Source organism: Arsenicicoccus dermatophilus (assembly GCF_046267915.1).
GTDB classification, from domain to species: domain Bacteria; phylum Actinomycetota; class Actinomycetes; order Actinomycetales; family Dermatophilaceae; genus Arsenicicoccus; species Arsenicicoccus dermatophilus_A.
Window position 1 is genome coordinate 1,128,010 of the sequence record NZ_CP176520.1, and the last position, 26,165, is coordinate 1,154,174.

General features: G+C 72.2%; 24 protein-coding genes. 13 read left to right on the forward strand and 11 right to left on the reverse strand.

From position 1 onward, the window contains the following. Positions 1-38 precede the first annotated feature (38 nt). Positions 39-1,028, forward strand: coding sequence for a glycosyltransferase family 4 protein (locus ACK2IS_RS05615; protein ID WP_409485163.1), 990 nt, complete (start codon positions 39-41; stop codon positions 1,026-1,028). A 95-nt stretch (positions 1,029-1,123) separates the two neighbouring features. On the opposite strand, the gene ACK2IS_RS05620 is transcribed toward ACK2IS_RS05615, so the two are convergent. From ACK2IS_RS05620 to ACK2IS_RS05630, 3 genes are read right to left on the reverse strand one after another with little or no spacing between them, the layout of a single operon-like run. Further along, complete coding sequence (locus tag ACK2IS_RS05620; RefSeq protein WP_409485164.1) at positions 1,124-2,374, reverse strand: glycosyltransferase family 4 protein; 1,251 nt, start codon at positions 2,372-2,374, stop codon at positions 1,124-1,126. Positions 2,375-2,421: 47 nt separating this feature from the next. Continuing rightward, entirely contained in the window at positions 2,422-3,279 is an 858-nt protein-coding gene (locus tag ACK2IS_RS05625; RefSeq protein ID WP_409485165.1) for a glycosyltransferase, read from the reverse strand. After that, positions 3,276-4,265, reverse strand: coding sequence for a glycosyltransferase family 2 protein (locus ACK2IS_RS05630; protein WP_409485166.1), 990 nt, complete (start codon positions 4,263-4,265; stop codon positions 3,276-3,278). Before ACK2IS_RS05630 ends, ACK2IS_RS05625 begins: the two co-directional genes overlap by 4 nt. A 245-nt stretch (positions 4,266-4,510) precedes the next feature. On the opposite strand from ACK2IS_RS05630, the gene ACK2IS_RS05635 reads away from it, so the two are divergent. Together ACK2IS_RS05635 and ACK2IS_RS05640 are read left to right on the forward strand one after the other, a co-directional pair. Continuing rightward, the gene (locus tag ACK2IS_RS05635; protein WP_409485167.1) at positions 4,511-6,115 is read left to right on the forward strand and encodes a lipopolysaccharide biosynthesis protein; all 1,605 of its coding nucleotides are present in this window, start codon (positions 4,511-4,513) and stop codon (positions 6,113-6,115) included. Between the two features lie 59 nt (positions 6,116-6,174). After that, on the forward strand, positions 6,175-7,338 hold the full coding sequence (locus tag ACK2IS_RS05640) for a hypothetical protein (RefSeq protein ID WP_409485168.1): 1,164 nt from the start codon (positions 6,175-6,177) through the stop codon (positions 7,336-7,338). Between the two features lie 76 nt (positions 7,339-7,414). Here the strand turns inward: ACK2IS_RS05640 and ACK2IS_RS05645 are convergent, their stop codons facing one another. The 4 genes from ACK2IS_RS05645 to ACK2IS_RS05660 form a co-directional block, all read right to left on the reverse strand. Next, entirely contained in the window at positions 7,415-7,957 is a 543-nt protein-coding gene (locus ACK2IS_RS05645; RefSeq protein WP_409485169.1) for an acyltransferase, read from the reverse strand. Beyond that, positions 7,948-9,324 carry an O-antigen ligase family protein gene (locus ACK2IS_RS05650; RefSeq protein WP_409485170.1) on the reverse strand — a complete coding sequence of 459 codons (1,377 nt, stop codon included), beginning with the start codon at positions 9,322-9,324 and terminating at the stop codon, positions 7,948-7,950. The genes ACK2IS_RS05645 and ACK2IS_RS05650 overlap by 10 nt, the downstream gene beginning before the upstream one ends. Beyond that, complete coding sequence (locus ACK2IS_RS05655; protein WP_409485171.1) at positions 9,321-10,391, reverse strand: hypothetical protein; 1,071 nt, start codon at positions 10,389-10,391, stop codon at positions 9,321-9,323. Before ACK2IS_RS05655 ends, ACK2IS_RS05650 begins: the two co-directional genes overlap by 4 nt. A gap of 120 nt (positions 10,392-10,511) precedes the next feature. Further along, on the reverse strand, positions 10,512-11,522 hold the full coding sequence (locus ACK2IS_RS05660) for a glycosyltransferase family 2 protein (RefSeq protein WP_409485172.1): 1,011 nt from the start codon (positions 11,520-11,522) through the stop codon (positions 10,512-10,514). A gap of 434 nt (positions 11,523-11,956) precedes the next feature. Between ACK2IS_RS05660 and ACK2IS_RS05665 the strand changes: the two genes are divergently transcribed. Together ACK2IS_RS05665 and ACK2IS_RS05670 are read left to right on the forward strand one after the other, a co-directional pair. Further along, a complete protein-coding gene (locus tag ACK2IS_RS05665) occupies positions 11,957-12,229 on the forward strand; it encodes a F0F1 ATP synthase subunit epsilon (RefSeq protein WP_409485173.1) in 273 nt (90 codons plus the stop codon). Between the two features lie 12 nt (positions 12,230-12,241). Next, positions 12,242-12,676, forward strand: coding sequence for a DUF2550 family protein (locus ACK2IS_RS05670; protein WP_409485174.1), 435 nt, complete (start codon positions 12,242-12,244; stop codon positions 12,674-12,676). On the opposite strand, the gene ACK2IS_RS05675 is transcribed toward ACK2IS_RS05670, so the two are convergent. Further along, positions 12,673-13,305, reverse strand: coding sequence for a cob(I)yrinic acid a,c-diamide adenosyltransferase (locus ACK2IS_RS05675; RefSeq protein ID WP_409485175.1), 633 nt, complete (start codon positions 13,303-13,305; stop codon positions 12,673-12,675). The genes ACK2IS_RS05670 and ACK2IS_RS05675 overlap by 4 nt on opposite strands. 145 nt (positions 13,306-13,450) lie before the next feature. Here ACK2IS_RS05675 and ACK2IS_RS05680 point away from each other — a divergent pair, with 145 nt between their 5' ends. Then, positions 13,451-13,774 carry an STAS domain-containing protein gene (locus tag ACK2IS_RS05680; RefSeq protein WP_409485176.1) on the forward strand — a complete coding sequence of 108 codons (324 nt, stop codon included), beginning with the start codon at positions 13,451-13,453 and terminating at the stop codon, positions 13,772-13,774. Between the two features lie 87 nt (positions 13,775-13,861). Beyond that, entirely contained in the window at positions 13,862-15,964 is a 2,103-nt protein-coding gene (locus ACK2IS_RS05685; protein ID WP_409485177.1) for a protein meaA, read from the forward strand. Between the two features lie 105 nt (positions 15,965-16,069). Here ACK2IS_RS05685 and ACK2IS_RS05690 read toward each other — a convergent pair whose 3' ends face one another. Then, positions 16,070-17,080 (reverse strand): helix-turn-helix transcriptional regulator, encoded by a 1,011-nt coding sequence (locus tag ACK2IS_RS05690; RefSeq protein WP_409485178.1) that lies wholly within the window; start codon positions 17,078-17,080, stop codon positions 16,070-16,072. 61 nt (positions 17,081-17,141) lie between these two features. On the opposite strand from ACK2IS_RS05690, the gene ACK2IS_RS05695 reads away from it, so the two are divergent. Together ACK2IS_RS05695 and ACK2IS_RS05700 are read left to right on the forward strand one after the other, a co-directional pair. Beyond that, positions 17,142-18,596, forward strand: coding sequence for an MFS transporter (locus ACK2IS_RS05695; protein ID WP_409485179.1), 1,455 nt, complete (start codon positions 17,142-17,144; stop codon positions 18,594-18,596). 4 nt (positions 18,597-18,600) lie between these two features. Then, on the forward strand, positions 18,601-19,563 hold the full coding sequence (locus tag ACK2IS_RS05700; RefSeq protein ID WP_409485180.1) for a hypothetical protein: 963 nt from the start codon (positions 18,601-18,603) through the stop codon (positions 19,561-19,563). Here ACK2IS_RS05700 and ACK2IS_RS05705 read toward each other — a convergent pair. Further along, positions 19,528-20,148, reverse strand: a complete 621-nt coding sequence (locus tag ACK2IS_RS05705; RefSeq protein ID WP_409485181.1) for a hypothetical protein — start codon at positions 20,146-20,148, stop codon at positions 19,528-19,530. The two genes, ACK2IS_RS05700 and ACK2IS_RS05705, sit on opposite strands and share 36 nt — an antisense overlap. A gap of 51 nt (positions 20,149-20,199) precedes the next feature. Between ACK2IS_RS05705 and ACK2IS_RS05710 the strand changes: the two genes are divergently transcribed. Both ACK2IS_RS05710 and ACK2IS_RS05715 read left to right on the forward strand, forming a co-directional pair. Beyond that, positions 20,200-20,889, forward strand: a complete 690-nt coding sequence (locus ACK2IS_RS05710; protein WP_409485182.1) for an ATP-binding cassette domain-containing protein — start codon at positions 20,200-20,202, stop codon at positions 20,887-20,889. Between the two features lie 70 nt (positions 20,890-20,959). After that, complete coding sequence (locus tag ACK2IS_RS05715; protein ID WP_409485183.1) at positions 20,960-21,946, forward strand: IS481 family transposase; 987 nt, start codon at positions 20,960-20,962, stop codon at positions 21,944-21,946. Positions 21,947-22,045: 99 nt separating this feature from the next. On the opposite strand, the gene nucS is transcribed toward ACK2IS_RS05715, so the two are convergent. Then, complete coding sequence (nucS, locus tag ACK2IS_RS05720; RefSeq protein WP_409485184.1) at positions 22,046-22,741, reverse strand: endonuclease NucS; 696 nt, start codon at positions 22,739-22,741, stop codon at positions 22,046-22,048. A gap of 151 nt (positions 22,742-22,892) precedes the next feature. Here nucS and ACK2IS_RS05725 point away from each other — a divergent pair, with 151 nt between their 5' ends. Beyond that, positions 22,893-24,665: a 3-hydroxyacyl-CoA dehydrogenase family protein gene (locus tag ACK2IS_RS05725; protein ID WP_409485185.1), complete on the forward strand. Its 1,773-nt coding sequence runs from the start codon at positions 22,893-22,895 to the stop codon at positions 24,663-24,665. Between the two features lie 54 nt (positions 24,666-24,719). Further along, complete coding sequence (locus ACK2IS_RS05730; protein WP_409485186.1) at positions 24,720-26,153, forward strand: polysaccharide deacetylase family protein; 1,434 nt, start codon at positions 24,720-24,722, stop codon at positions 26,151-26,153. Positions 26,154-26,165 lie beyond the last annotated feature (12 nt).

Here is a 26,165-nt window from a genome sequence, read left to right on the forward strand (position 1 = left end):
CGTGCACCCCAGCCGTACCGAGCTCGAAGGAGACCTGCGTGGCTCTGCGCCGCCCCATCCTGTCGACCGTGGGCGACCCCGACGCGCCTGCCTGGGGGGACCTCATGGAGGCCGCGCACCCACGGCCGGGGCACCCGGCCCGGTCCCTCGCCGAGCTGCTCCTGCGGTCGCGCCACCGCGAGGCTCTGGTCCTGCGCGGGTCGGTGACCCTGGGCGAGTGGTATCGAGACCTGGTGTTCGCACTCGTCCTGCGCCGGCGCCGTCACCCCCCGCGGACCGTGATGACCGACGCCACCTGGGAGCCGCGCAGCCGGTCGCTGACGGCGAGGATGCCCTGGCTCGAGCCGGTCGTCCCGGTCGTGGCCCGGGTGCTGATCCGGGCCCTGGACGGGCCGCACCTGAGGTTCGCCGTGCTGTCGGAGGGTGAGCGCGCGACCTTCAGCGAGCAGTGGGGGATCCCGCAGGAGCGGGTGGTGTTCACCCCCTTCCCGATGACGCTCTACGACGACCACGACCGACCTACCACGTCGGGGGACTACGTCTTCGCGGGTGGGAACTCGTTGCGCGACTACGACCTGCTCGCGCAGGCGGTGCGGGGGACCGGGATCCGGGTGCGGGTGGCCACCACCTGGCAGCCCGAGGTGCCGTGCCCGGAGCTGGAGGTCGGCCCCACGACCCACGAGGAGTTCGTCGATCTGCTGGCGGGCTGCCGCGCCATGGTCCTGCCGTTGCAGACCTCGGTCCGCAGCGCCGGCCAGCAGACCTACCTCAACGCGATGGTGCTGGGCAAGCCGGTCGTCGTGACGGAGGGGCTGGGGGTCACCGACTACATCACCCCGGGGGTGACCGGCGTGGTGGTCCCGAGCGACGTCGACAGCCTGCGAGCAGCCCTGCGGCACGTCATGGACCCGGTCAACGCCTCGGAGTATGCCGAGATGGGCGCGCGAGCCCGCGCGGACGTCAAGGCACGGTTCATGCCGGAGCACTACGTGGAGTCGATCCTGTCGGTGCTGGGCTACCGCCCCTGACACCGGACGCCCCTGACACCGGCTGCCCGTGAGACGGTGCGGGGGGCGAGGACCGTGGTCCTCACCCCCCGCGGGCGCCGTGCCGAGCAGCAGGCTCAGCCCACCGAGCGCAGGAAGTCCACCATGGCCGGGCCGGCCGTCCGCGCGGTGAACTCCTCCAGCACCCGGGCGCGCCCGGCCCGGCCCTGGGCGGCGCGTCGCTGCGGGTCGGCAGCCTCCTCGGCCAGGGCGTCGGCCAGGGCGTCGGCCCGCCCTGCGGGGACGACCCGTCCCATCTCCTGGTCCGTCACCAGCTCGGTCACCCCGGCGATCCGGGTGGTCACGACCGGCAGCTCGGTGGCGAGCGCCTCCATCAGGACCACGGGCAGCCCCTCCTGGAAGGACGGCAGGCAGAACACGTCGGCCCAGTGGTAGTGCTCGGGCAGGTGGTCCTGCCCGACCGCACCGGCCAGCTCGACCAGCCCGCCCAGGTCCTGGCGGGTGATCTGCTCCCGCAGCGGGTCCGCCAGCGGGCCCGAGCCGATCATCCGCACCTGGACCGGGACGCCGCGCTCCTGCAGCCGCCGCACCGCGTCGAGCAGCACCGGTCCGCCCTTCTCCGGGACGAGGCGACCGACGTACAGCACCCGCAGGGGAGTGCCTGCACGTCCCGCGCGGCCGTCGGCCGGCGGCCGGTAGCGGTCCGCGTCGACGGTCATCCGGACCAGGGCCAGCTTGTCCCACTCGCCGGGCTCGACCAGGCGCATCAGCTGGCTGCGGCAGAAGTCGGAGATGCACGAGACGCCGGACGCGGAGCGGACCTTGGCCGGCAGGTCGAAACGGTCGACCGCCTCGAACTCGGTGGGCCCGTGCATGGTGAAGGACCAGCGCCACCCGGCCTGCGGGCCGTCCAGGTCCCGGCCGAGGGTGACCACGAGCCGGGCGACGTCGGCGGACACGTTGGCGAAGTGGGCGTGGACGTGGCGCAGGCCGCGGCGGCGCATCAGGTCGTAGAGCACGACCGCCTCGCCGAGGTAGAACACCTGCCACAGGCGCGCCTTCGGGGTGGCCTCCCCGGTACGCAGCGCGGTGCCGAGCAGCCGGGCCCAGGCGCCGGCGTCGCGGCGCAGGACGCCCAGGTGGGCGCGGACCCAGGTCGGGGCGGAGGCGGTCTTCACCGGGGTGGTCGTCGCCGCGTCGTCCCGCATCGCCTGCGAGTGCAGCTGGTCGGCGGGGGTCTGGTTGATGGTGAAGGTGTCGACCTGGGTGCCGAGGTCGCGCAGCGCCTGCACCTCGCGCTCGATGAAGGCGTGCGACAACGCCGGGTAGGCGCTGACGAGATAGGCCACCCGCAAGGGTGCGGTCATGGTTTCCTCCTCGCGGCCGCGGCCGCGTCATGGGCTGGCAGGGATGCTCAGCGGGTCGAGGTGTCACGCTCCCACCGTGCGGCGGACGCCTGCCGGGCGCGCCACCGGGCCACGACGGTGACGGCGAGATAGACGAGCACGGCCGGTATGGCGGCGGGACTGCGCCGCACGAGCCGCACGATCGCGGACATGGTCCCGCCGGTGGAGGGGGTGAAGTCGCCCGCGGCCGCCTCCGCCCCGTGCTCGGCGAGCTGGCGGTTGCCCCTGGCGACGCGCACCCGCACCTTGAGCAGGTTGGTCAGCGTGCGGGGGACCTGGACGAGGAAGGTGCTCGGGACCACGACCCGCTCCTCGGCGCAGAACAGTCGTTGTACGAACAGGTCGTCGCTCGTCAGGTCGGGGAATCGGTCGAACCTCGCCCGTCCGGCGGCGTTGAGCCCGTAGACCCCGAGGCCCACCAGCTTGTTCCGGACGTAGGGCAGCTCGGCGAAGACGGAGTAGAACGCCCGGACCGGCCAGGTGGAGCCGGTGGTGGCGAACTGCACCGTGGGGCCGCAGGTGATCGCGCGGTCGGTGTCGAGCGCGGCGAGCATGTCGCGCAGGGCCTCGCGGGACAGGACGATGTCGGCGTCGAGGTAGATCCGGGGGAAGGTCCGCGCGGCCGCGTCGCCGGCGTTGAGCGCGGCGACCTTGGAGGGGGTGGCGAGGTCGAGGACCCGCACCCCGGGGAAGACCCGGGCGCGCTCGACGGTGTCGTCGGTGCAGCCGTTGGCGGCGACGACCACGTCCAGGGGGATCTCGCCGGCCGCGGTGCGCAGCGCCTGGAGGCAGTCCGAGATGACCCGGCCCTCGTCGTGCGCCGGGATGATCACGCTCGCCCGGGGCAGGGTGGAGTCGAAGGTCACCGGCTCTCGCCCTGGAGGGTGCGACCGGTCTGCAGGTCGGTGGTGGACAGGCGGCGGGCGTAGGCCCGGGCCGCCAGGGGGACGCGTCCGACCAGCTCGGCCTTGAGACGGATCCGGCGGGCGCTCGGCATCAGGCGGGCCGCGAGCGCGAACCGCTCCGCGGCGGTGTCCCGGTCCCCGGCTCGCAGCGCGGCCTCGCCGAGGTCGATCTGCTGCATGGCGGACCCGTGAGCCAGGCGCAGGTCGAGGAAGGCGCGCTCCGCCGGGCTCAGCCGGTCGCCGTGCCGGTCGGCCACGTGGCGCAGCACCTGCTGCTCCCCGGCATACATCCGCTCGCGCTGGGTGGACAGGCTGCCCGCGCCGCGGCGGTAGAACGCCTGGCGCTCGGTGACGAACAGCGCGGTCCAGCCGCGAAAGATCGCCTGCGCCCAGAAGTCGTAGTCCTCGCACACCGGCATCGACTCGTCGTAGCCGCCGAGCTCCGCCCACAGGGCCTTGGGGTAGACCGAGAAGATCGAGACGAAGTTGTTCTCCAGGATCTGCCTGCGCTGGCGCGTCGCGTCCGGGGTGCCGGACGGCAGCACCGCGCGACCCTGCACGAAACCGGCCGGCGTCAGCAGGTGGGCGTCGCAGGTGACGAAGGAGCGGGGGTCCTCCGCCGACACCCAGGTGTGCACCGCCGTCTGGAGGTACGGCGGCAGCCAGACGTCGTCGGCGTCGAGGAGCGCGACCAGCTCGCCCTCGGCGGCCCGGATCGCGGCGTTGCGCGCGGCCGAGACGCCCCGGTTGGGCTGGGTGATGACGCGCACCCGGTCCCCGTAGGCCGTGGCCACGGCCTCGGTGCGGTCCGTGGCGCCGTCGACGACCACGATGATCTCGACCTCGGGGTAGCTCTGCGTGAGAGCGCTGGAGATGGCCGCTCCGAGGACGTCCTGCGCCTGGTAGGCAGGGATGACGACGGAGACGAGCGGTTGCCGTCCGAGCACGTGGAACCCTTCCGTGGCGGGGGAGGGCACCGTCCGCAGCCCCCTGCTGAGGACCATGGTATGCGGCCGTCCGCCCACCCCGGTCAGGAGCGCAGAGGTCGTCGCCACTGCCCTCACCTCGGCTCTTCCCGCGAACCACGCGGTGGTCACGGCGCGGTTCCGTACGATGGGCGCGTGCACCCCTACCCCTGGAACGCGTCGAGCCGCCCGCGAGCGGGCGTGAGTCGTCGTCCCAGGGGCCGCTCGTGAGTGCCGACCCGGAGGCCTACGCCTCTCCCGAGGGGTACCCCGACCCGGCCGCCACGGCCCGTCAGCCACCGCCCCCGCCGTCGGCGGCCAGGACCCTCCTGCGCGGGGCGAGCTGGCAGACGGTCGCCCAGGTGGCGCCCCTGGCGCTGAACCTCCTCCTGACTCCGGTCGTCCTCGGCTACTTCGGGCTGGAGGCCTACGGCAAGTTCCTGCTCGTCAACAGCCTCGTGGGCGCCATGGCGACCTTCGACGGCGGCATCGGGGCCAGCGCCCAGCGCTACTTCACGCTGTATGCCGGCAAGGACGAGCGTGACCGGATCACCACCCTGCTCGTGTCCCTGCTGGGGATCATCACCGTCGTGTCGGTCGTGGTGTTCGCGGGGCTGTGGAACGCCGCCCACCCGATCCTGGCCTTCTTCAAGACCTCCGACCGGCTGATGCCGGAGACGGTCTACCTGTTCCGCACGATGGTCGTCGTGGTCGGGGTGGCGCTGGTGCGCCAGCTGTTCGCCTGCGTGCTGTTCGCCATGCAGAAGTTCTCGGTCCCGAGCCTGACCGGGCTGATCGGCCACGCGATCTACGCCACCGGTCTGCTGCTGACGATCCACCTGGACCTCGGGCTGTACGGCGTCGCGTACACCTTCATGGTCCAGCAGGTGATGAGCACCTTGCTCATCGTCCCCAGCGCGATGCGCTTCCTGACCTTCCGCCGGTTCCGCTTCCTCACCGGCGCCGAGACGCGAGACTTCTTCGGCTACGCCTGGAAGGCGCAGATCGCCTCGGTGCTGGAGATGGCGGGCCTGCAGGGCGACATGCTCATCGTCCAACGCTTCGCCTCGCCGTACGCCGCGATCTTCGGCACCGGCTCGCAGTTCGCCATGCAGCTGCGCATGCTGCCGACCAACGCCGGCACCCCGATCCAGGCCACCCTCGGTCGCTGGGTGGGGGAGAACGGCGCCGAGGACACCCTGCCGAAGTTCGAGAAGATCCAGAAGCTATGGGTCACGGTGGTGTCGGGCTGGGTCGCGGTGGGGGTGCCCGCATGCCTGTTCGGCGTCGTGGAGTGGCTGCGGATGCCGACCCCGCTGCCGGGACAGGTGGCGGCGCTCGCGCTCGCCGGTCACTTCTTCCCCCTGCTGGCGCTGCCCACGATCCTGTGGGTCCTCACCCTCGGCCACCCCGAGATCGACATGCGGTACGGCTTCGTCAACGTGACGCTGAACCTCACCCTCACCGCGGCGGTCATCGTGCCCTTCGGGGTGCTCGGCTCGGTCGCGGCGACCGTGGCCGCCCAGCTGGTCGCCCTGCTCTACCTGCTGCACCAGGTGCGTCGTCACCTGCCGCTGCCGCCGCGCCCACCGCTGATCCACGTGCCCGTGATCGAGATGATCTTCGCGGCGTCCATCTCCTACCTGGGGGTGTACGGCGTGAGCCGCGTCATCGAGCTGGGCTACCTGCCCCAGGGCGGACTGGGCCTGGTCGTCTGCGGCCTCGGGGCGGTGCCCGCCGTCCTGGCCTACGTCTGGGCGACAGTAGGGTTCCGGGCGGCCATCACCATGATCAAGAACCGGCGAGGCGGGGGTGACCTGGCCGCGGCGTGACCCGGAGTCCCGGGTCGCGCCGTACCGCCCCCACCTGCCCGACCACAGGAGTTCCTGACGTGCCCACACCCCATCACGCCGCGGGGCTGCGCTGCGCCGCCGTCGTCCTCGTCGTGCTGTCCGCCGCGAGCTGCAGCGACGAGCCCGCGCCTGCGCGCCCGACCACCACGAGCGGGACGTCGGCGCCGGGCACCCCGTCCGCGCTGCCCAGCCCGCGGGTGACTCGCACCCGGATGGCCCTCGAGGAGCCCCAGACACCGCTCGCGACGCCCCGCGCCGCGGACCTCCCCCCGAGCCGGCTGTTCGCACCCGACAACGTCTATCGCGTGGACCTCACCAAGGCCCCCGTGGAGCCGCGGTCCCCGGCGATGGTCAAGCACCTCATCGGTCAGATCACCCCGAACTGGAACGGCGTCGCCGGGTTCAACACCGATCAGTACAACACCAGCTACTACGTCGTGGACGACAAGACCCCCCGGCAGGACGTCGCGTTCTACGACTGCCAGGGCAAGAAGGAGGTCCCGTGGGGGGTCGAGGACGGGCCCGCCATGTGGAAGCAGGTGCCGGTCCCGGCCGGGGCCCAGCCGGCGCACGGCACCGACAAGGCCATGAGCATCTACGACCGCAGCACCGACCAGCTCTGGGAGTTCTGGATCATGGAGCCGGTCACCAGGGGCGGCCGGACCGGCTGGCGTGCCTGCTGGGGCGGACGCATCGACCGGGTCTCCTCGGCGCCGGGGTACTACGACCAGGGGTTCGGCGTCCCTGCCTCGGGTCTGACCCACGTCGGCACGATGATCACCCTGGACGAGGCCCGCAGAGGGCTGATCGAGCACGCGATCGGGCTCGTCCTGATCGAGACGGGAGACGCCTCTCGGGTGTGGTACCCCGCCAACCGCAGCGACGGCGTCTCCACGCATCCCGACGCCATCCCCGAGGGTGCCCGGCTGCGGCTGGACCCGGCCGTGGACGTGGACTCCCTGCCGCTGTCCCCGATGGGCAAGGTCATCGCCCGGGCCGCGCAACGCTACGGCTTCCTGGTGGTGGACACCTCTGGCGCCGTCGCCGTCATCGGTCAGTCCGGGCAGGGCGAGCAGGCGCGCACCGGCAAGGACCCGTGGAAGCAGATCCTTGGCGGCACCATGCCCTACGACGTGCTGAAGGGCTTCCCCTGGGAGCGCATGCAGGTCGTCCGGCGCGACTACGGCAAGCCCGTCGGCTGACACCGCGGCTGCGTCGAGGGCCGGTCTGGGGGTGCGGCCGTCCCGCGCGCCGCGAGCCCGGTTCCGGGGCGGGACCTCAGCGTCCGCGGATCACCCGGGCCGGTGCGCCGGCCACGATCGAGTCGGCGGGGATCTCACCGCGGACCACCGAGTTGGCGGCGACGACCACCCCGTCCCCGATCCGGGTGCCCGGCAGGATGACGCTCCCCGCGCCGACCCAGACGCCGTCACCGATGGTCACGCCGTCGCCGGACCAGGGCTGGTCGACGATCAGCCGTCCCGGGGCCGTCCCGTGGTTGGATCCCACGATCGTGATGTGCTGGCTGATCAGGCACCTCGCGCCGATGACGATCGGGGCCCCGGCGGTGCGGATGTTGTTGAACTCGCCGATGTAGGTGCGTTCCCCGACGACGATCCGCGAGCCGGTGAGTCCGCCCCCGTCCTCGCACACGAGGATCGAAGGGCCGGCGACGTAGACCTCGGGCGCCAGGTCCACCCGGGAGGGGTCACCTCGGAAGACGGCCCGGTGCGTGACGTAGGCGCGCGGGTTGCGGCGGCGGAGCTGCTCCTTGGGCAGCACATCGGTGCGCACGTGCCGGTAGAGATCCTTCAGGCCCACGAGGGGCTCCTCTCCAGGTGCGGCTCGTCGGGGTGCGCGTCGTCCTGGTCGTCCCGGTTCGGGGCCCCACGAGGCCGGACGAGGGCGGCGCGGGCGACGATGCCACCGATGAGCCAGGTCAGGATGTTGGGCAGGGGGAAGGGGTTCGGGCTGGTCATCGAGGGGACGATCCAGGCGAAGAAGCTCATCAGGGCGAACAACCACCAGCCGAACAGCTCCGGCGTGCGGCGGTCCGGGCCACGCAGCAGCCGGGCGAAGGGGCCGGCGGCGCAGCAGACGATCCACAGGGCGCCGCCGATGAAGCCGGTCTCCACCGCCCGGGACATGAAGACGTTGTGGATCTCGATGGTCACCGTGGTGACCGGGTAGTCCGGCGACTGGCGCACCCACTCCACGCCGTGGTCGATGAAGGTGGACCACCCGACGCCCCAGAGGGGGTGCTGCTCGAGGGCTCGCCACCCGGCCTCGTAGGTGTTCGCCCGGTCGTAGAGCGAGCGCGAGGTGGTGGCTCGGGAGGTCACCAGCTCGTTGAGCGCGGGGATCGCCAGGACCGCCGCGCCGAGGAGGACGGCGGCGCCGATGGCGGACGGGATGAGCCAGCGCCGCAGGCGGGGGACGAACAGGCAGACCGACACCAGACCGAGGACGCACGCCAGCCACGCGGACCGGGTCAGGGTCAGCATGACGCCGGCCAGGCAGACGGGTATGGCGAGCAGCGCGAGGCGGCGCCACCACCCGCGGAAGCGGTGGACGGCGAACCCGGCCGCGTATACGCAGAGGTTCAGGGTGAAGCCGTTCGCCTCGGCGGTGAGGAAGGGGCCGACCGCGCGGTTGTCGCCGGCCACCAGCGGGTTCGTCTCCACGAAGGTCATGATGTAGCGCGGGTAGACCAGGCTGTGCGGGCCGAGGATGGTGAACACGGCGTTGGTGCCCAGGTAGAGGCCGATGAGCACGAGCAGCTTGAGGATCAGGTCCCGCCGGCGCGGGGTCGCGAAGACGAGAGCGCCCACCGGGAACATCACGAAGGGGACCACGACGCGGTCGAGCAGGCCGTAGAGCCCCTCGGGGGTGGTGAGGGTGTCGGCCGTGAGCGCCGACCAGGTCGTCCACAGGACGGTGGCGATCATCCATCCGTACACCGGCCGCCAGCGCAGCCGCTCGCGGAAGGGGTCCAGGGCCACCAGGAGCAGGGCCAACAGGAGCAGCCCGCGATCCAGCGGGGCGGGGACGCCCAGCTCGCCCCACACCCCGGAGAACATGTTGGTGGCGAGATAGGCCAGCGTCACCCAGACGAAGGCCGGGATCCGCTCCGTGCCGTGGACGACGTCGTCGGTGCCCTGCGCAGCGGTGACCGCGGTGGCGGTCACTCGTCCTCGCCCCAGGGGGCGTCTGCGACCGCGTCGTCCCGGGACGAGCCTGCCTCGCGGCGCCGGGCCAGGGAGACCGGGCGGGCTCCGCGGCGGGTGTCGATGGTGCGGGTGTCGCCCAGACCACGCTTGCGCACCTCGGGCGCCTCGCCCTCGCCGCGGCCGTCCACGGGACGCACCTCGGCCATCCGGGGCTCGGCGGGGCGGCTTTCGACCGTGCGCGTCTCCGGCGTGGGGCGGGCCACCACCTGGACCGAGTCGCGTCGGCGACGCTCGAGGAGCATGGCGCCGGCGAGGGCGAGACCGAGGCCGAGCGCCAGGCCCAGGAGCGCGCCCCGTTGCTGGTTGGCGGCCTTGGTGGAGGCCGACATCTGGGCCGGGGCCACCACCCGCAGGTCGGCCGCGGTGGAGCCCTGGGACACCTGCGAGCGGTACTTCTCCGAGAGCGCGTCCATCTGGGCCTGCAGCACCGCGGACCGGGCGGCCGCGTCGCCGGACACCCGCTGCAGACGCTCGATCGCGTCCTGGGGCTTCTTGGCGCCGATGGCGCTCTGGACGGCGCTGGTGGCGGCGTCCGAGTCGGCCTTGGCCTGACCCCACTTGGCGGCCGCCGCGTCCAGCGCCTTCAGGGTCGTCTCGGGGTCGCTGTCCCCGCGCTTGCCGTTGACGGCGGCCACGAGGTCCTTGGCGGTCTTGTCGGCCGCCGCGACCACCTCGGCCTTGTCGGGGCCCTTGGCCTCGACCCGCACGACGTTGGACTCGGGGATCGGCGACGCCGCGATGACGACGTCGCTCTGGGTCGTGCCCTGCGACTCCACGCCCCGGTTGTTGACCCACCGGGCGTAGTTGTCCGCCAGCTGCTGGGAGGCCAGCGGGAAGCCCGCGATCGCCCCGGCGCTCAGGCTGCCGCTGCCCACCGCGACCCGGGACTCCGCGGTGTACTCCACCGGGCGGGTGCCGCCCACGACGAACCCCACCAGGGCCAGGAGCAGCGGCAGCGCGAGGGCGAGCCACCAGTTGCGGGCGAGGGCCTGCAGCGGAGAGGCGGGAGGGGTCTTGGCGGTCACGGTGCTCCTTGGATCGAACAGGCCTTGCGAAGAGTCTGCCTCACGGGGTCGGGTGCTCGCTCCGTGTTGAGCAGGAGTGACCGGCCACGACGGTGGCGCACCAGGGCCGGTCGCGCCCGGTCAGACGCCGCGTCCGGCGAGGTAGGCGGCGCGCCGGGAGGCGGCGATGCGCTGCCCCACCTGAACGGGTGGGGCAGCCATCATCAGCGCCCGCAGCCCGGCGACGGAGGGCTTGGCCCGCAGCGACCGCAGGGCGTGGCGCCGGGCCTGGGCGCGGTCTCCGACCAGCAGATACTCCCGGGAGAGCCGCTCGTGGTCGCGGCACAGGACCAGGTCGTAGGCAGGCGAGTCGGGGTGGCGTCCGCTGCTGCGGGCCTGGCGCAGCACCCGCTGTCCCGCCTCCAGGTTGGGGATGACGTTCGTGACCGAGTCGTTGGCGCCGTGGATCCGGTAGCGGGTGACCGGCTCGGGGTCGAAGTAGGCGGTCGCCCCGTCCTGGACGGCCTCCAGCACGAGGTGGAGGTCGTAGGCCGTGTCGGCCCACGCGGGCACGGCGTCCCAGTCGATCGCCGCGCGGCGCAGCACGCTCGCTGCCAGGCACACGGACCCCCGGACCGCCAGCTCGCTCGCGGGGGTGTGGTAGCCCGCGGCCAGACCCACCCGGGCGGTGTCCACGCGCAGCTGGTGGGTCTGCTCCTCCAGGACCCGTCCCGAGAGGTCGACGAGGGTCATCTCGCCGAAGGCGACGGTGGCGTCGGGTCGGCGCTCGAGCGCCCCGACCAGCCGTTCCAGGGCGTCGGGCAGCAGGGCGTCGTCGTCGTCCAGCTTGACGACATAGGTGCCCCGGGCCTGGCGGAAGCCGTCGAGGGCGTTGCCGATCATCCCCAGGTTGGTGGGGCGGGGGACGTAGTGCAGGCGGTCGTCGGCGAAGGACTGGACCACCTCGCGGGTGGCGGACTCGGCGGCGTTGTCGCAGACCAGGATCTCCAGGTCGGTCAGGCTCTGCCCGGTCGCGGAGGCCAGCGCCTCGCGGAGCAGATGAGGCCGGCGGTAGGTCGGGACCACCACCGAGACGAGCGGCGGTCGGCGATCCTGCTCCGCCGTGGCGGTGGTGCGGTCGGTGGTGGCCATCGGTGTCCCCCCAGGAGTCGGCCGGACGGTGCTCTCCCGGCTCCGCCTCGGTCGGCGGTCGGGGCGCGTGCTGTCGACGCGGTGCGGTCCGGGCCGAGGCCCCCGCCCCGGTGCGGTCCGGGCGGTATGTCGACATGCTGCTCTCGACCCGAGGTCGGACCCCTGGCCCGCCGCCCGTGATCCGTCGTCCGAACCACCCCGAGGTTACCGAGCGTCCCAGGTCACAGGACTGCGTGCTCCGAGAACCCACCCGATTCCCCGTTGATCATAGCACAGCGTGATCAACAGTTGCGCTGAGTGAAAAGCGGGGCGGGCGTGACGACCGGCCTCGGGGCTGCTCCGCGACGCCAGGGGCGGGGGCCACGGGTGGTCGTGGGCGGCGGGTCGTGCTTGTAGCATGGCAGCAACCACCCCCGAGCACCGAGGAGCCACCCGTGCCACTCCAGGTCCAACTCGTCGCCGCGGACCGCTCCGTCTGGCAGGGCGAGGCAGCGGCAGTCACCGCCCGGACGACCGAGGGGGAGCTCGGCATCCTGCCGGGGCACGCGCCGCTGCTGGGTGTGGTCGTCGCCGGGCCCGTGTCCATCACCTCCGGCGAGGGCCGGCAGGTCTGGACCGTCGACTCCGGGTTCCTCTCCGTCCATGACGACCAGGTGACCCTGCTCGCCGAGCAGGTCTCCCAGGCCACTGCCGACAGCCGCCGCTGAGCGAGGGGGGCGATGGGCGGCGGGCTGGCGATCACCGAGGTGGTCGCCGGGGGCCTGGTCGTCATCGGCCTGCTCTGCCTGGGCCTGCACGTTCTGCGCCGGCAGCTGATCGCCGGCGGAGCCCCGATGTTCGTCTGCGCGTTCCGCGCGGACCAGCATCGCTGGCGCTACGGACTCGGACGCTTCGACACGCACGCCCTCCTGGTCTACCCGCTCATGGGGGCGACCCTGCGCCCGGCGCTGCAGCTGCAACGCCGGGCGCTGTCCGTGCAGGGGGCCCGTCGCGACGGTCTCGACGACCTGCCCATCACGCTGGACGAGCCGGTGCTGCTGGACCTGTGCGCGGACGGGCGGCAGGTGGAGCTGGCGGTTCCCCTGCCCACCGCCACCGCGATGCGCTCCTGGCACGAGGCGACCTCACCAGGGCTGCCGCCGAGGGCGGTCTAGGACGAGCCCTCACGACCGCCGCCCGGCTGCCAGAGCACGTCCCCGCCGGCGCCCACGTTCGCCACCCGCGCCAGGATGAACAGCAGGTCCGAGAGCCGGTTGAGGTACGTCGCGGTGAGGACGTTGATGCCGCCCACGCCGCGCTCCGCGCCCTCGGCGGCCGGCTGGTCGCCATACGCCTGGATGGCTGCCCAGGTGCTGCGCTCCGCGCGGCGGACCACGGTGCAGGCCAGGTGCAGGTAGGCCGAGCCGACCGTCCCGCCCGGCAGGATGAACGAGCGGAGCTTCTCCAGCTCCTCGTTGTAGCGGTCGCAGTCGGCCTCGAGCTCGTCGATCCACGCGGCCTGGACCCGCAGCGGGGGGAAGTCCGGCTTCTCGGCGGGGTCGCGCAGCGGGTTGCACAGGTCGGCGCCGACGTCGAAGAGGTCGTTCTGCACCCGGGTGAGGGTGTCGCGCACGTCTTGGCGCAGACCACCGGCTGCCACGGCCACGCCGAGCGCCGCGTTGGCCTCGTTGGCGTCGGCGTAGGCCTGCAGCCGCAGGTCGGTCTTGCTCGTCCGGCTGAAGTCGCCCAGGTGGGTGCTGCCGTCGTCACCGGTGCGGGTGTAGATGCGCGTGAGGTTGACCATGAGGGCATGGTCCCATGTGTCGCGGGAAGGAGGTCGGGGCGGACCTGACCCAATGCCGGAAATTCCTCACCCGTCGTGGTCGAATATCTCTACGAGTAGCGGTGAGACCACGGCGGTGAACCGTGGCAGCAGGGCGGGAGGCTCGATGAGGACCCAGCAGACGACCACGGTCGAGGTCGTCGTGCCCGGCCAGGAGCTGCGGGTGCGGGGTCGGCTCGACGCGAGCACCGACCACACCCTGCGCGAGGAGATCCACCGCGCCATCGTGCTGGGGGAGGGGGAGCTGCTCGTCGACCTCGCCGAGGCCGAGCTCTACGACGCCACGGCGCTGGCGCTGATCGCCGGCGCGCACCACCGGGCCCAGCGGGCCGGGCGCACCCTGGTGGTCGTGAACCCCTCGCCGCGGTTCGAGCGGGTCGTCGCGGCGATGCGCCTGGGCAAGGTGCTGCGACGGCGGAGCTCCTCCTGAGCGATGGCGCCGCGTGTGTGGAGCGTCACCTGTGGTCACTCTCACGGACCGGTCGCGAGGTCCCGGACCCGCCGGTAGTTTGCGAGCATGGCTGACCAGACGGCTGACCCGACCGACCTGACGACCCCGCGCCCCAAGGACCGTCCCTGGGTGATGCGCACCTATGCCGGCCACAGCTCCGCCGCGGCCAGCAACGCGCTCTACCGGACCAACCTCGCCAAGGGTCAGACCGGGCTGTCCGTGGCCTTCGACCTGCCGACGCAGACGGGCCACGACCCGGACCACGTGCTGTCGCGCGGCGAGGTGGGCAAGGTCGGTGTCCCGGTCAGTCACGTCGGCGACATGCGGGCGCTGTTCGACCAGATCCCCCTGGCCGAGATGAACACCTCGATGACGATCAACGCGACGGCGATGTGGCTGCTCGCGCTCTACGAGACCGTGGCCGAGGAGCAGGCCCGCGCCGCCGGCGAGGACGTCGCGCAGGCCCGGCACCGTCTGGCCGGGACCACGCAGAACGACATCATCAAGGAGTACCTCAGCCGGGGGACCCACGTCTTCGGCCCCGGCCCCTCGCTGCGGCTGATCACCGACATGATCAGCTACACCGTCACCGAGATGCCGCGGTGGAATCCCATCAACATCTGCAGCTATCACCTGCAGGAGGCGGGGGCGACCCCGGTGCAGGAGCTCGCCTACTCGCTGTCCACCGCCGTGGCCGTGCTCGACGCCGTGGTCGAGGCCGGGCAGGTGCCCCGTGAGCGGATCGGCGAGGTCGTGGGCCGGATCTCCTTCTTCGTCAACGCCGGGGTGCGCTTCGTCGAGGAGATGTGCAAGATGCGGGCCTTCGTCGCGCTGTGGGACGAGATCACGCGCGAGCGGTACGGCGTGCAGGACGCCAAGCAGCGCCGCTTCCGCTACGGCGTGCAGGTCAACTCGCTCGGCCTGACCGAGGCGCAGCCGGAGAACAACGTCCAGCGCATCGTCCTGGAGATGCTGGCCGTCACCCTGTCCAAGGACGCCCGCGCCCGGGCCGTGCAGCTGCCGGCCTGGAACGAGGCGCTCGGCCTGCCGCGCCCCTGGGACCAGCAGTGGTCGTTGCGCATCCAGCAGGTCCTCGCCTTCGAGTCCGACCTGCTCGAGTACGACGACATCTTCAGCGGCTCGACCGTGATCGAGGCCAAGGTCGCCGAGCTGGTCGCGGACGCCCGGGCCGAGATGCGTCGCGTCGAGGAGATGGGCGGGGTGGTGGCGGCCGTCGAGTCCGGCTACCTCAAGTCGGCGCTGGTCGACGCCCACGCCGCGCGTCGTCGCCGGATCGAGGCGGGTGTGGACAAGGTCGTGGGGGTCAACTGCTTCCAGACGACCGAGCCCAGCCCGCTCACGGCCGACCTGGACACCGCCATCCACGTGGCCGACCCCGACGTGGAGGAGCGGGCCGTGGCCTCGGTGCACCGCTGGCGCGAGGAGCGGGACGCCGACGCGACCCGCCGCGCGGCCGCCGTGGCCGCCCTGGCGCAGCTGCGTGCCGACGCAGCCGGCACGACCAACCTGGTCCACGCCTCGCTCGCCTGCGCCCGCGCCGGGGTGACGACGGGGGAGTGGACGGACGCGCTGCGCGAGGTCTTCGGGGAGTACCGCGCCCATACCGGGGTCTCCGGTGCCAGCGGGGGGTCCGCCCCCCGCGAGCTCGACCTGCCTGCCACCGCCGACGGGCAGGCCCCGATTCACCGGGTGCGGGCCGCGGTGCGTCGCACCGGAGAGGAGCTCGGGACCCACCTGCGCTTCCTGGTGGGCAAGCCCGGTCTCGACGGGCACTCCAACGGCGCCGAGCAGGTGGCGGTCCGGGCGCGCGACGCCGGCTTCGAGGTGGTCTACCAGGGGATCCGGCTCACGCCCGAGCAGATCGTGGCCGCGGCCGTCGCCGAGGACGTCCACGTCGTGGGGCTGTCCATCCTATCCGGGTCGCACATGGCGCTCGTGCCCAACGTCCTGGCGGGGCTGCGCGCCGCGGGTGTCACGGACGTGCCGGTCGTGGTGGGCGGCATCATCCCCGAGGCGGATGCCCGGCGGCTCACCGAGCTCGGGGTCGCCGCGGTGTTCACGCCCAAGGACTTCGGCCTCGACGAGATCATGGGTCAGGTGGTGGCGGTCATCCGCTCCGCCCGCGGGCTGGCCCCCCTGGACGCCTAGGTGTACTGACCGGGGACGTTGATCGACCGGCAGTGCGCCAGCCAGCGACTTCAGCGTGGCGGCGGGTACGGAGAACCCCGGCCCTTCGGGGCGGGTATGTGCCGGTCATTGTTGGCGTAGTCCCGCTGGCGGGGCCGGTTCCAGGCGTCGCCGGATGGTCGCGAAGGCGTCGCATAGTTCGGATGGCTCGACATTCGCGAGGTCCGTGTCGAAGGTGATGAAGAGGCCCGCAACTCCGGCCCAGGACCACCCCCCGATCGTCAGGCGGCAGGAGTGGCGGTCGATGGGGGCGACGACGGACCCGCCGGGGGCCCAGCGGGCGACGACGTCCGCGGGCAGCGCGAGCGTTGCGGTGCCGACGCACTGCCACTGGCCGGGGGTGTCGCCTCGGTCGGGGTTCTGCACGACAAGCCGGTTCAGGTCTTCGGGGTCGAGGGGGGCGGGGGCGAAGGTGCGGCCTGCGGGGGTCTTGGGGCGGATACGGTCGACCCGGTAGGTGCCCCAGGTGGCGTGGTTGCGGTCGCGGGCGACGAGGTACCAGCGGCCGGCCCACACGACGAGGTGGTGGGGCTCGACGTCGTGGGGCGGTCGGAAGTCGGCATCGCCCGGCGCGGGGACCCGCCCGTCGGGGTCGGCGTAGTCAAACCGCAGGCAGGAACTCATGCGGATCGTGGACCCGACTGCCTGCAGCGTGGCGACGTCTATGGGTGGCGCTGAGAACTCCCAGTAGTTGCGCAGCGCGGTGACCTCGAATGCTTCGCTGGCGGCACGCAGGCGTGCGGGCATGACCTGCCGCAGGGTCGTCAGCGCCCTGGCGACGGCATCGTCGATGCCGGTCACGGTCGCCGGTGCGGTCTGCAGGGCCAGCGCGATGGCGATGGCCTGATCGTCGTCCAGCACCAGGGGCGGGAGCTTGCCGGCGGCGCCGAGCTGGTAGCCACCGCCGGGACCGGGCACGGCCTCGACGGGGTAGCCGAGCTCGCGCAGCGTGTCGATGTCACGGCGCACGGTCCGCGCCGACACCCCGAGCCGCTCGGCGAGGTCGCCACCAGGCCACTCGACGCGCGCCTCGAGCAGGGACAGCAGCCGCAGGATGCGGGCGGAGGTATCGGCCATGCCCACAGCATGAAGCGAGTTGCGGACATTCGGTGTCCTGAATCGACAGCACGGTGAGGCCATGACTTCTCCTCAAGACACCGCGACGGATGCTCGGGTAGGCGGCCGGGCGGCCTCGCTCGCGCTGCTGGTCGTCCTGTTCGCCTCGTTCATGGACCTGCTCGACGTCACCATCGTCACGGTCGCGGCCCCGCACATCGCAGCGGATCTGCACGCGTCGCCGGCACAACTGCAGTGGATGCTTGCCGCGTACACGCTGGCGCTCGGCTCCGGCCTGATCACCGGTGGGCGTATCGGTGACGACTGCGGACGACGCCGGATGTTCCTGGCCGCCCTGACCGCCTTCGCCGTCGCGTCGGCCGCATGCGCCCTCGCCCCGACCGCAGGTGCGCTCATCGCCGTTCGGGCGGTCCAGGGACTCGCGGGCGGGTTCATGGTCCCGCAGGTCTTCGGGATCATCCGCTCCTCCTTCGAGCCGGCGGCGATGGCCAAGGCCTTCGGCGCCTACGGCGCCGTCCAGGGCCTGGCCTCGGTCGCCGGACCCCTGATCGGCGGAGCACTGGTCGACGCCGACCTGGCGGGTCTGGGCTGGCGCACGATCTTCTGGATCAACATCCCCGTCGCCGTCGTCGCTCTCGTGCTGGGTTGGCGGGTCCTGCCCGAGTCCCGCGCTGCGGCCCACTCTCGCCTAGACGTCATTGGGGCCCTGCTCGCTTCCGTCGGGGTGCTGCTGGTGCTGCTGCCCCTCGTCCAGGGTCGCGACTGGGGCTGGCCCACCTGGGGCTGGGCTCTGCTGACCACCGGCGTGCTCGTCCTGGCCGGGTTCCTGCGCTACGAGAGCGCCCTCGCACGCCGCGGTGGCGAGCCCGTGCTCGACCCCGACCTCCTGAAGGTCCGACCCTTTGTCGCCGGCCTGACCGCGTCGGTGCTGTTCTTCGGTGGCCTCGCCTCGTTCTTCCTGGTCCTGTCGATCTACCTGCAGGCCGGAACCGGCCGCTCGGCCTGGGACACGGGCCTGGTGATCCTGCCCTACGCCCTAGGGTCGATGCTCACCTCCGGTGCGGGTGTCGCCCTCGCCGCGAGGGCCGGGCGAGCCCTGCTCGTGGCCGGTTCGCTGACCCTGGCCGCGTCTCAGGCGCTGCTGTGGTGGCTCGTCCGCGACGGCGCCACTCCCGGCTACTGGACCCTGGCCAGCGCCATGTTTCTCGGCGGCCTCGGCCTGGGACTGGCCGCGCCGATCCTGGTCAACGTCGTCCTGGCTGGCGTTCCCGGCCGCCGCGCCGGCGCCGCCGGCGGGGTGCTGTCCACCGTCAACCAGATCGGCGGAGCGGTCGGCGTCGCCGTCCTCGGCACCGTCTTCTTCAACGCCACCTCGAGCGCCGGCACAGCGACCCCACCGGCTGAGCTGTTCGGTCACGCACTGGCCCAGGCGATGCCCTGGCAGGTCGCCACCCACCTGCTCGCGGCCGTCGCGATGCTCGCCCTGCCCAAGACCGCAGCGACCCACCAGGACTGAACCGATGACCCCCAAGACCCCCCAGGAGCAGCCCGTGTCGGGCAGCGGCGTCATCAGGGTGCGCGGCGCCCGCACGAACAACCTGCGCAATGTCGACGTCAACATCCCGAAGAAGCAGCTCACCGTGGTGACCGGGGTATCGGGATCGGGCAAGTCCTCCCTGGCCTTCGAAACCATCGCAGCCGAGTCACAGCGGCTGCTCGCCGCGACCTACCCGGCCTTCGTCCAGAACCTCATGCCCCACCTGCCACGCCCCGACGTCGACACCCTCGAAGGTCTCAGTGCGTCGATCGTCGTCGACCAGGCGCCCCTGGGCGCCAACCCCCGCTCCACCGTCGGGACCGCGACCGACGCCTGGTCCCTGCTGCGCCAGCTCTACGCCGGCCACGGCACCCCACCCGTACCCGGCCCCCACGCACTGTCCTTCAACGCTCCCACCGGGATGTGCCCAGCCTGCGAAGGCACCGGACGCACCGCCACCCTCGACGTCGATCTCGTCCTCGACCGATCCCTGTCATTGAACGACGGCGCGATCACGTTCCCCAACTTCACCGTCGGGTCCCTGTTCTGGAAGGTCTACGCCCGCAGCGGGGCGTTCGACAACGACAAGCCGGTGCAGTCATACACCCCGGCCGAGCTCGAGCACCTCCTGACCGGCACCGGACCCAACGTCGACACCGGCACCTACCCCATGGCCTACGAAGGAGTCCTGACCAAGATCACCCGCCTGTACCTGTCCAAAGACCCCGCCGCGCTCAAACCACGCCTACGCGAGGCCCTCGAGCACGCCGCCACCACCGGGCCCTGCCCCGGCTGTGCCGGCACCCGCCTGAACTCAGCCGCCCGCGCCTGCACCATCGACAACACCCCCATCACCACCTGCCACACCATGCCCGCCACGGACCTGCACCGCTGGCTCGCGGACCTCGACCTACCAGCCGCAGCACCGCTCATCGCCCAGCTGTAGTCCCTGCTGGCCAACCTCACCCGCGTCGGCCTGGGCTACCTCGCCCTGGACCGCCCCACCTCCACCCTGTCCGGCGGCGAGGGACAACGCATCCGCACCGTCCTTCATCTCGACTCCGCCCTCACCGACCTGACCTACGTCTTCGACGAACCCGCCGCCGGGCTCCACGCCCACGACACCGCCCAGGTCGTCACGCTCCTGCACGCGCTGCGCGACAAGGGCAACACCGTCCTGGTCGTCGAGCACCACCCCGACGTCATCACCGCCGCCGACCACGTCATCGACCTGGGCCCTGGCGCCGGCACCGCCGGCGGCACCATCACCTTCCAGGGCACGCCCGCCCAGCTCGCGGACGCGCACACTCCCACCGCCGCAGCCCTCGCCGCCGGACCCACCCTCAACACCACGCCCCGCATTCCCACCGGCACCCTGCGCATCCACGACGCCACCACCCACAACCTGCACCACCTCGACGTCGACATCCCCCTGGGCGTCCTGACCTGCATCACCGGCGTCGCCGGCGCCGGGAAGACATCTCTGCTGACGAACCTGCCCCGACGCGACGACATCGCAGTCATCGACCAACGCCCCATCCGCGGATCACGGCGCTCGACCCCCGCCACGTACACCGGCGTCATGGACTGGCTCCGCGACGCCTTCGCCAAAGCAGGCAGCACCCCCGGACACAAGCTCAAGCCCGCCATGTTCAGCGCCAACAGCGCCGGCGCATGCCCGGACTGCACCGGCCTGGGCGTCACCTACCTCGACGCCCCCGGAAGCGGCCCCGTCCCCGTCACCTGCACCACCTGCAACGGCGCCCGCTACACCGCAGGCGTGCTCACCCACACCCTGGACGGCCTGACGATTGCCGACGTCCTCGCCCTGCCGGTCGCCGACGCCGCCACCCGCTACACCAACACTCCCGCAGGCCCGCCGCTGGCCGGACTGGTTGATGTCGGCCTGGGCTACCTCACCCTCGGACAACCCCTATCCACCCTCTCCGGAGGAGAACGCCAACGCCTACGCCTCGCCACCCGCATCGCGCAGTCCGCCACCGTCTACGCCCTGGACGAGCCCACCACAGGGCTGCACATGAGCGACGTCGACACCCTGACCCGGCTGCTCCACCGCCTCGTCGACGCCGGCGCGACCGTCGTCATCGCCGACCACCACCTGAACCTGATCGCCACCGCCGACCACATCATCGACCTCGGCCCCGACGCAGGACCCGACGGCGGCCGCATCACATACCAAGGACCAGCCGCCGACCTGCCCACCACCGACACCCACACCGGCCGCGCCCTCGCCGCACGACTCGCCCTGTGACCCGCCGAGGGGCCTGCTCCTCACGCTCGACGCCCTCAGCCCAACGATGCCTACCCGAGCAAGGAATCCGATGTCACACGCGAACGCGGCACTGACACCGCGCCACCGCCTCAAGGTCGCCCGTCTCGTCGTCGATGACGGTTACCCGATCAGCGAGGTCGCCGCCCGATTCCAGGTCTCCTGGCCCACGGTGAAGCGCTGGGTCGACAGGTACCTGTCCGGCGAGACCATGCACGACCGTTCATCGCGCCCGAAGTCGTCCCCCAACAAAACCCCGCAGGCGGTGGCGAAGAGATGCGTCAGCCTGCGAATGCGGTTGCGGGAAGGGCCAGTTCAGCTCGCCGCCCGGCTCAGCATCGCCCCGTCGACGGTTCACCGCATCCTCACGGCGGCACGCCTGAACCGGCTGTCGTACGTCGACCGGGCCACCGGCGAGCCGATCCGTCGGTACGAACACCCCCACCCGGGGTCGCTGGTGCACGTGGATGTGAAGAAGCTAGGGAACATCCCCGACGGTGGCGGCTGGCGCTACGTCGGCCGGCGTCAAGGTGAACGCAATCGTGCGGCGACCCCAGGCAAGCCGAAGAGCAAGTGGCATAACCCCAGGCTCGGGTACGCGTTCGTGCACACCGTCATCGACGACCACTCCCGCGTCGCGTACACCGAAGTCCACGACGACGAGACCGCCATCACCGCCGTCGCCGTCCTGCACCGGGCCGTGGCGTGGTTCGCCGAACGCGGCGTGACCATCGAACGGGTGCTGTCCGACAACGGTGCGGCATACCGGTCGCACCTGTGGCGCGACACGTGCGAAGCGCTGTCGATCACTCCGAAGCGGACCCGCCCGTACCGGCCGCAGACCAACGGGAAGGTGGAGCGCTTTCACCGGACCATGGCCGACGGGTGGGCCTACGCCCGCTGCTACACCAGCGAGCAGGAACGCCGAGAGGCGCTACCCGGCTGGCTCCACGACTACAACCAGCATCGTCCGCACACGGCTTGCGGGAACCAGCCACCGTTCTCACGATTGATCAACGTCCCCGGTCAGTACACCTAGGCCGCAGCGGACGCGGGCCGCCCCGACGGACGCCGCCGCAGCGGCCTGCGGCCTGGCATGGGGCGCGGGCAGGTGGCCGGGCAGGTTCGGCCTACCTCCTCAGAAGAGGAGGAACTCCGAGCGGTCGATCCCCTTGAGCTCCTCGTAGTCGAGGGTGACGCAGCGGATGCCTCGGTCGGTGGCCAGGGTCCGGGCCTGGGGCTTGATCTGCTGGGCGGCGAAGATCCCCGTGACCGGGGCCAGCGCCGGGTCGCGGTTGAGCAGCTCGAGATAGCGCGTGAGCTGCTCGACCCCGTCGATCTCGCCCCGACGCTTGATCTCGACGGCCACGTGCGCACCGGTGTCGTCGCGGCACAGGATGTCGACCGGGCCGATCGCGGTCATGTACTCCCGCCGCACCAGGGACCATCCCTCGCCGAGGGTGTGGATGTGCTCGGCGAGCAGCCGCTGCAGGTGGGCCTCGACGCCGTCCTTGACCAGCCCCGGATCCACCCCGAGCTCGTGGGACGAGTCGTGCAGGATCTCGTGGATCGCGATCCGCAGCGCGTCGCCCGACCTGGCGTTGCGCACGACCCAGACGGCGGTGGCACCCTCCTCGGTCTCCGCCTCCTCGGGGGTGACCTCGGCCAGCGCGCACGGCGGGGACATCCAGTTGAGCGGCTTGTAGGACCCGCCGTCGGAGTGGATCAGCACCGAGCCGTCCCCCTTCACCATGAGCAGGCGGGTGGCCAGGGGGAGATGGGCGGTGAGGCGGCCCTCGTAGTCGACGGAGCAGCGGGCTATGACGAGACGCACGCGCAGCACCCTAGCCCCGCGGCAGGCGGCGTGATGGTCACCACACGGCGGTCACGCCCCGCGGGAGATCGCTACCGCGCAGTAGTTTTGTGACCAAGCCCGCAGTGCGACAGTCTTGCTGCCGTTCCCGTACCCCGCGAAGACTCTCAGCATGGAGCGCACCGTGGACAGCATCGGAGTGGTTGGGCTCGGCACCATGGGTGCCGGCATCGTCGAGGTCTGTGCCAAGCACGGACTGCAGGTCGTCGCCGTCGACATGGACGAGGCAGCCGTCACGCGCGGACGGGGTCACGTGGAGCGGTCCACCGGTCGCGCGGTCGCGCGCGGCAAGATGGCCGCCGACGAGCAGACCGAGCTGCTCGGGCGGATCACCTTCGCGGCGGAGCTCGAGGCAGTCGCCGGGTGCGACCTCGTCGTCGAGGCCGTCCCCGAGGTGCTGGACATCAAGCGGGAGCTCTTCCGCCGCCTGGACGAGATCGTGCGCCCTGAGTGCGTCCTCGCGACCAACACCTCCAGCCTGTCGGTCACCGAGCTCTCGGTCGCCACCAGCCACCCCGAGCGCGTGGTGGGCCTGCACTTCTTCAACCCCGCCCCCGTCCAGAAGCTCGTCGAGATCATCTCGACCGTCGTCACCGACCCCGACGTGGTCACCGCGGCCCGCGAGCTCGCCGAGCGACTCGGCAAGACCCCGGTCGTGGTGGGGGACAAGGCCGGCTTCATCGGCAACTACCTGCTCTTCGGCTACCTCAACCACGCGATGAGCATGTACGAGTCGCGCTACGCGACCCGCGAGGACCTCGACGCGGCGATGCAGCACGGCTGCGGCTACCCGATGGGGCCGCTGGCGCTGCTCGACCTCATCGGCCTGGACACGGCATACCAGGTGCTCGACACCATGTATCGCGAGGGCCGGGACAAGCTGCACGCCCCCAGCCCGATCCTCAAGCAGATGGTCACGGCGGGTCTGCTCGGGCGCAAGACCGGACGCGGCTTCTACACCTACGAGGGCCCCGGCTCCGGCACGATCGTCCCCGACGCCCAGACCCCCTCGTCCGACGCGAGCACGGCCCCCACCCGCGAGGTCCGGACCGTCGGCGTCGTCGGCACCGGCACCATGGCCTGCGGCATCGTCGAGGTCTTCGCCAAGGCGGGCTACCCGGTCACCGTCGTCGGCCGCGGCGAGGACAAGGTCGCGGGCGTCACCGCCGCGATCACCAAGAGCCTGGACCGGGCCGTCAGCAAGGGCAAGGCCACCGAGGAGGCCAAGGCCACCGCGCTCGGCCTGGTCACCGGCGCCACCGACGTCTCGGCGCTCGCGGACGTGGACCTGGTCGTCGAGGCCATCGCCGAGGACATCGACGTCAAGACCGACATGTTCCGGCGCCTGGACGAGGTGTGCCGGGACGGCGCCATCCTGGCCACCACGACCAGCTCGCTGCCGGTGATCCAGGTCGCGGCCGCCACCCGGCGACCCGCCGACGTGATCGGCATGCACTTCTTCAACCCCGCCCAGGTCATGAAGCTCGTCGAGGTCGTGACCACGGTGTCCACCGCCGCGGACGTGGCGGAGACCGTCGTGCGCCTGTGTGCCGGGCTGGGGAAGGTGCCGGTCCGCTGCGGAGACCGGGCGGGCTTCATCGTCAACGCGCTGCTGTTCCCGTACCTCAACGACGCGGTCAAGATGCTGGAGGCGCACTACGCCACGGCCGACGACATCGACACGGCGATGAAGAACGGCTGCGCCCTGCCGATGGGGCCCTTCGAGCTGCTCGACGTGGTGGGGCTGGACGTGTCCTACGCCATCCAGCGGCAGCTCTACCTCGAGTTCCGCGACCGCGGGTTTGCCCCCGCGCCGCTCCTGGAGCACATGGTCACGGCGGGCTATCTCGGTCGCAAGACCAGGCGTGGGTTCCGGTCGTACTGAGCCGTGCCGCCACCCGGTCAGGGTGCGTGGAGGGTGTCGTGCTGGGCTGCCGTGGTGACCCTGACGACTCCCACGCTGCGACGCGCCCTGCCCCTCGCCCTGGCCCTCGGCGTCCTGCCCGCAGGACCCGCCTGGTCCGCGACCACGCCGGAACCCGCTCCCGTCGCGGCCCCCGCCGTCCTCGCCTCCGTCCGACCGCTCGGGCCGGAGGAGGACCCGGGGGCCGTGGCGATCCCGCCCCTCGACGTGGCCACCGAGACCTCCTGGACGCCCCGACGGCTGCACGCCACCTGGCCGGCCGTCCCCGGCGCCACGGCGCTCGCCGGGGCGGTGCGCGCCCAGGTGCGACGACGGATCGCCCAGGTGCCGACGGCCATGTGGCGGACCGGCTCGGAGCTGACGACCACCTGGTCGGTGGTGGCGGACCACGCCGGCCTCGTCGGCGTCCGGCTGCGCACCGAGCAGAGCGGCACCCACGCCGCACCCGACAGCACGACGGTCTACGGGACCCGGGACGGGCGGGCGGTATGGCGCGGTCCCGACCTGATCACCCCCCAGGGCCGCGCCCGGGTCGTGGCCGCCGTGCACCACGCCGTGCGCCCTGGCCGTCGCGCCGCGGCACCGGTGCGACCCGGCCCGGTCGACGCGATCCTGGACGACGTCGCCTTCACCCGTCAGGGCGGGCTGCAGCTGGTCGTCCCGGCGCCGCAGGCTCGGACCGGGGGGACCGGCCGGGTGCTCGTCACCCTCGACCGGCCCACCACCGACCGGCTGCTGTCCCCGGCCGGTCGCCGGGTCCGCGACGCCGTCGTGCGCTCGACCCCGGCCTCCGCCGACGCCACCGACCGGCACCCGACCTCACCGGTCCCCGCCGCCCGACCCGCGACCGACTGCCGCAAGGTCCGGTGCCTCGCCCTGACCTTCGACGACGGTCCGGGCAAGCACACCCCCGCGATCCTGGACACGCTGGTCGCCCACAAGGCGCGGGCGACCTTCTTCACCCTGGGCCCCGCGGTCAAGGCCGCGCCCGGCACCATGCGCCGCATGCACCGGCTCGGCATGGCCGTCGGCAACCACACCTGGACCCATCGTCAGCTGACCCGCCTGCCCGCCCGGACCGTGACCGAGGAGATCACCCGCACCACCAAGGCCATCCGGTCCGCGACCGGGACCGCCCCCGTCGCGGTCCGACCGCCCTACGGTGCGTTCGACCGGCGCACCCCGCACGCCGGGTATCCCTTCGTGCTGTGGGACGTGGACACCGAGGACTGGAAGAACCGCGACGCCGCGACCACCACCCGTCGCGCGCTCGCCGGTGCCCGCCGCGGCTCCATCATCCTGATGCACGACATCCACCCGAGCACGGCCCGGGCCCTGCCCGGCATCGTCAAGGGCCTGCAGCGCCAGGGGTACACGCTGGTCACCGTCCCCGAGCTGCTCGGCCGGACGGACCCCACCAAGGCGTACTACTCCGGTCCGCGCCACTGAGGTCCGCCGCCG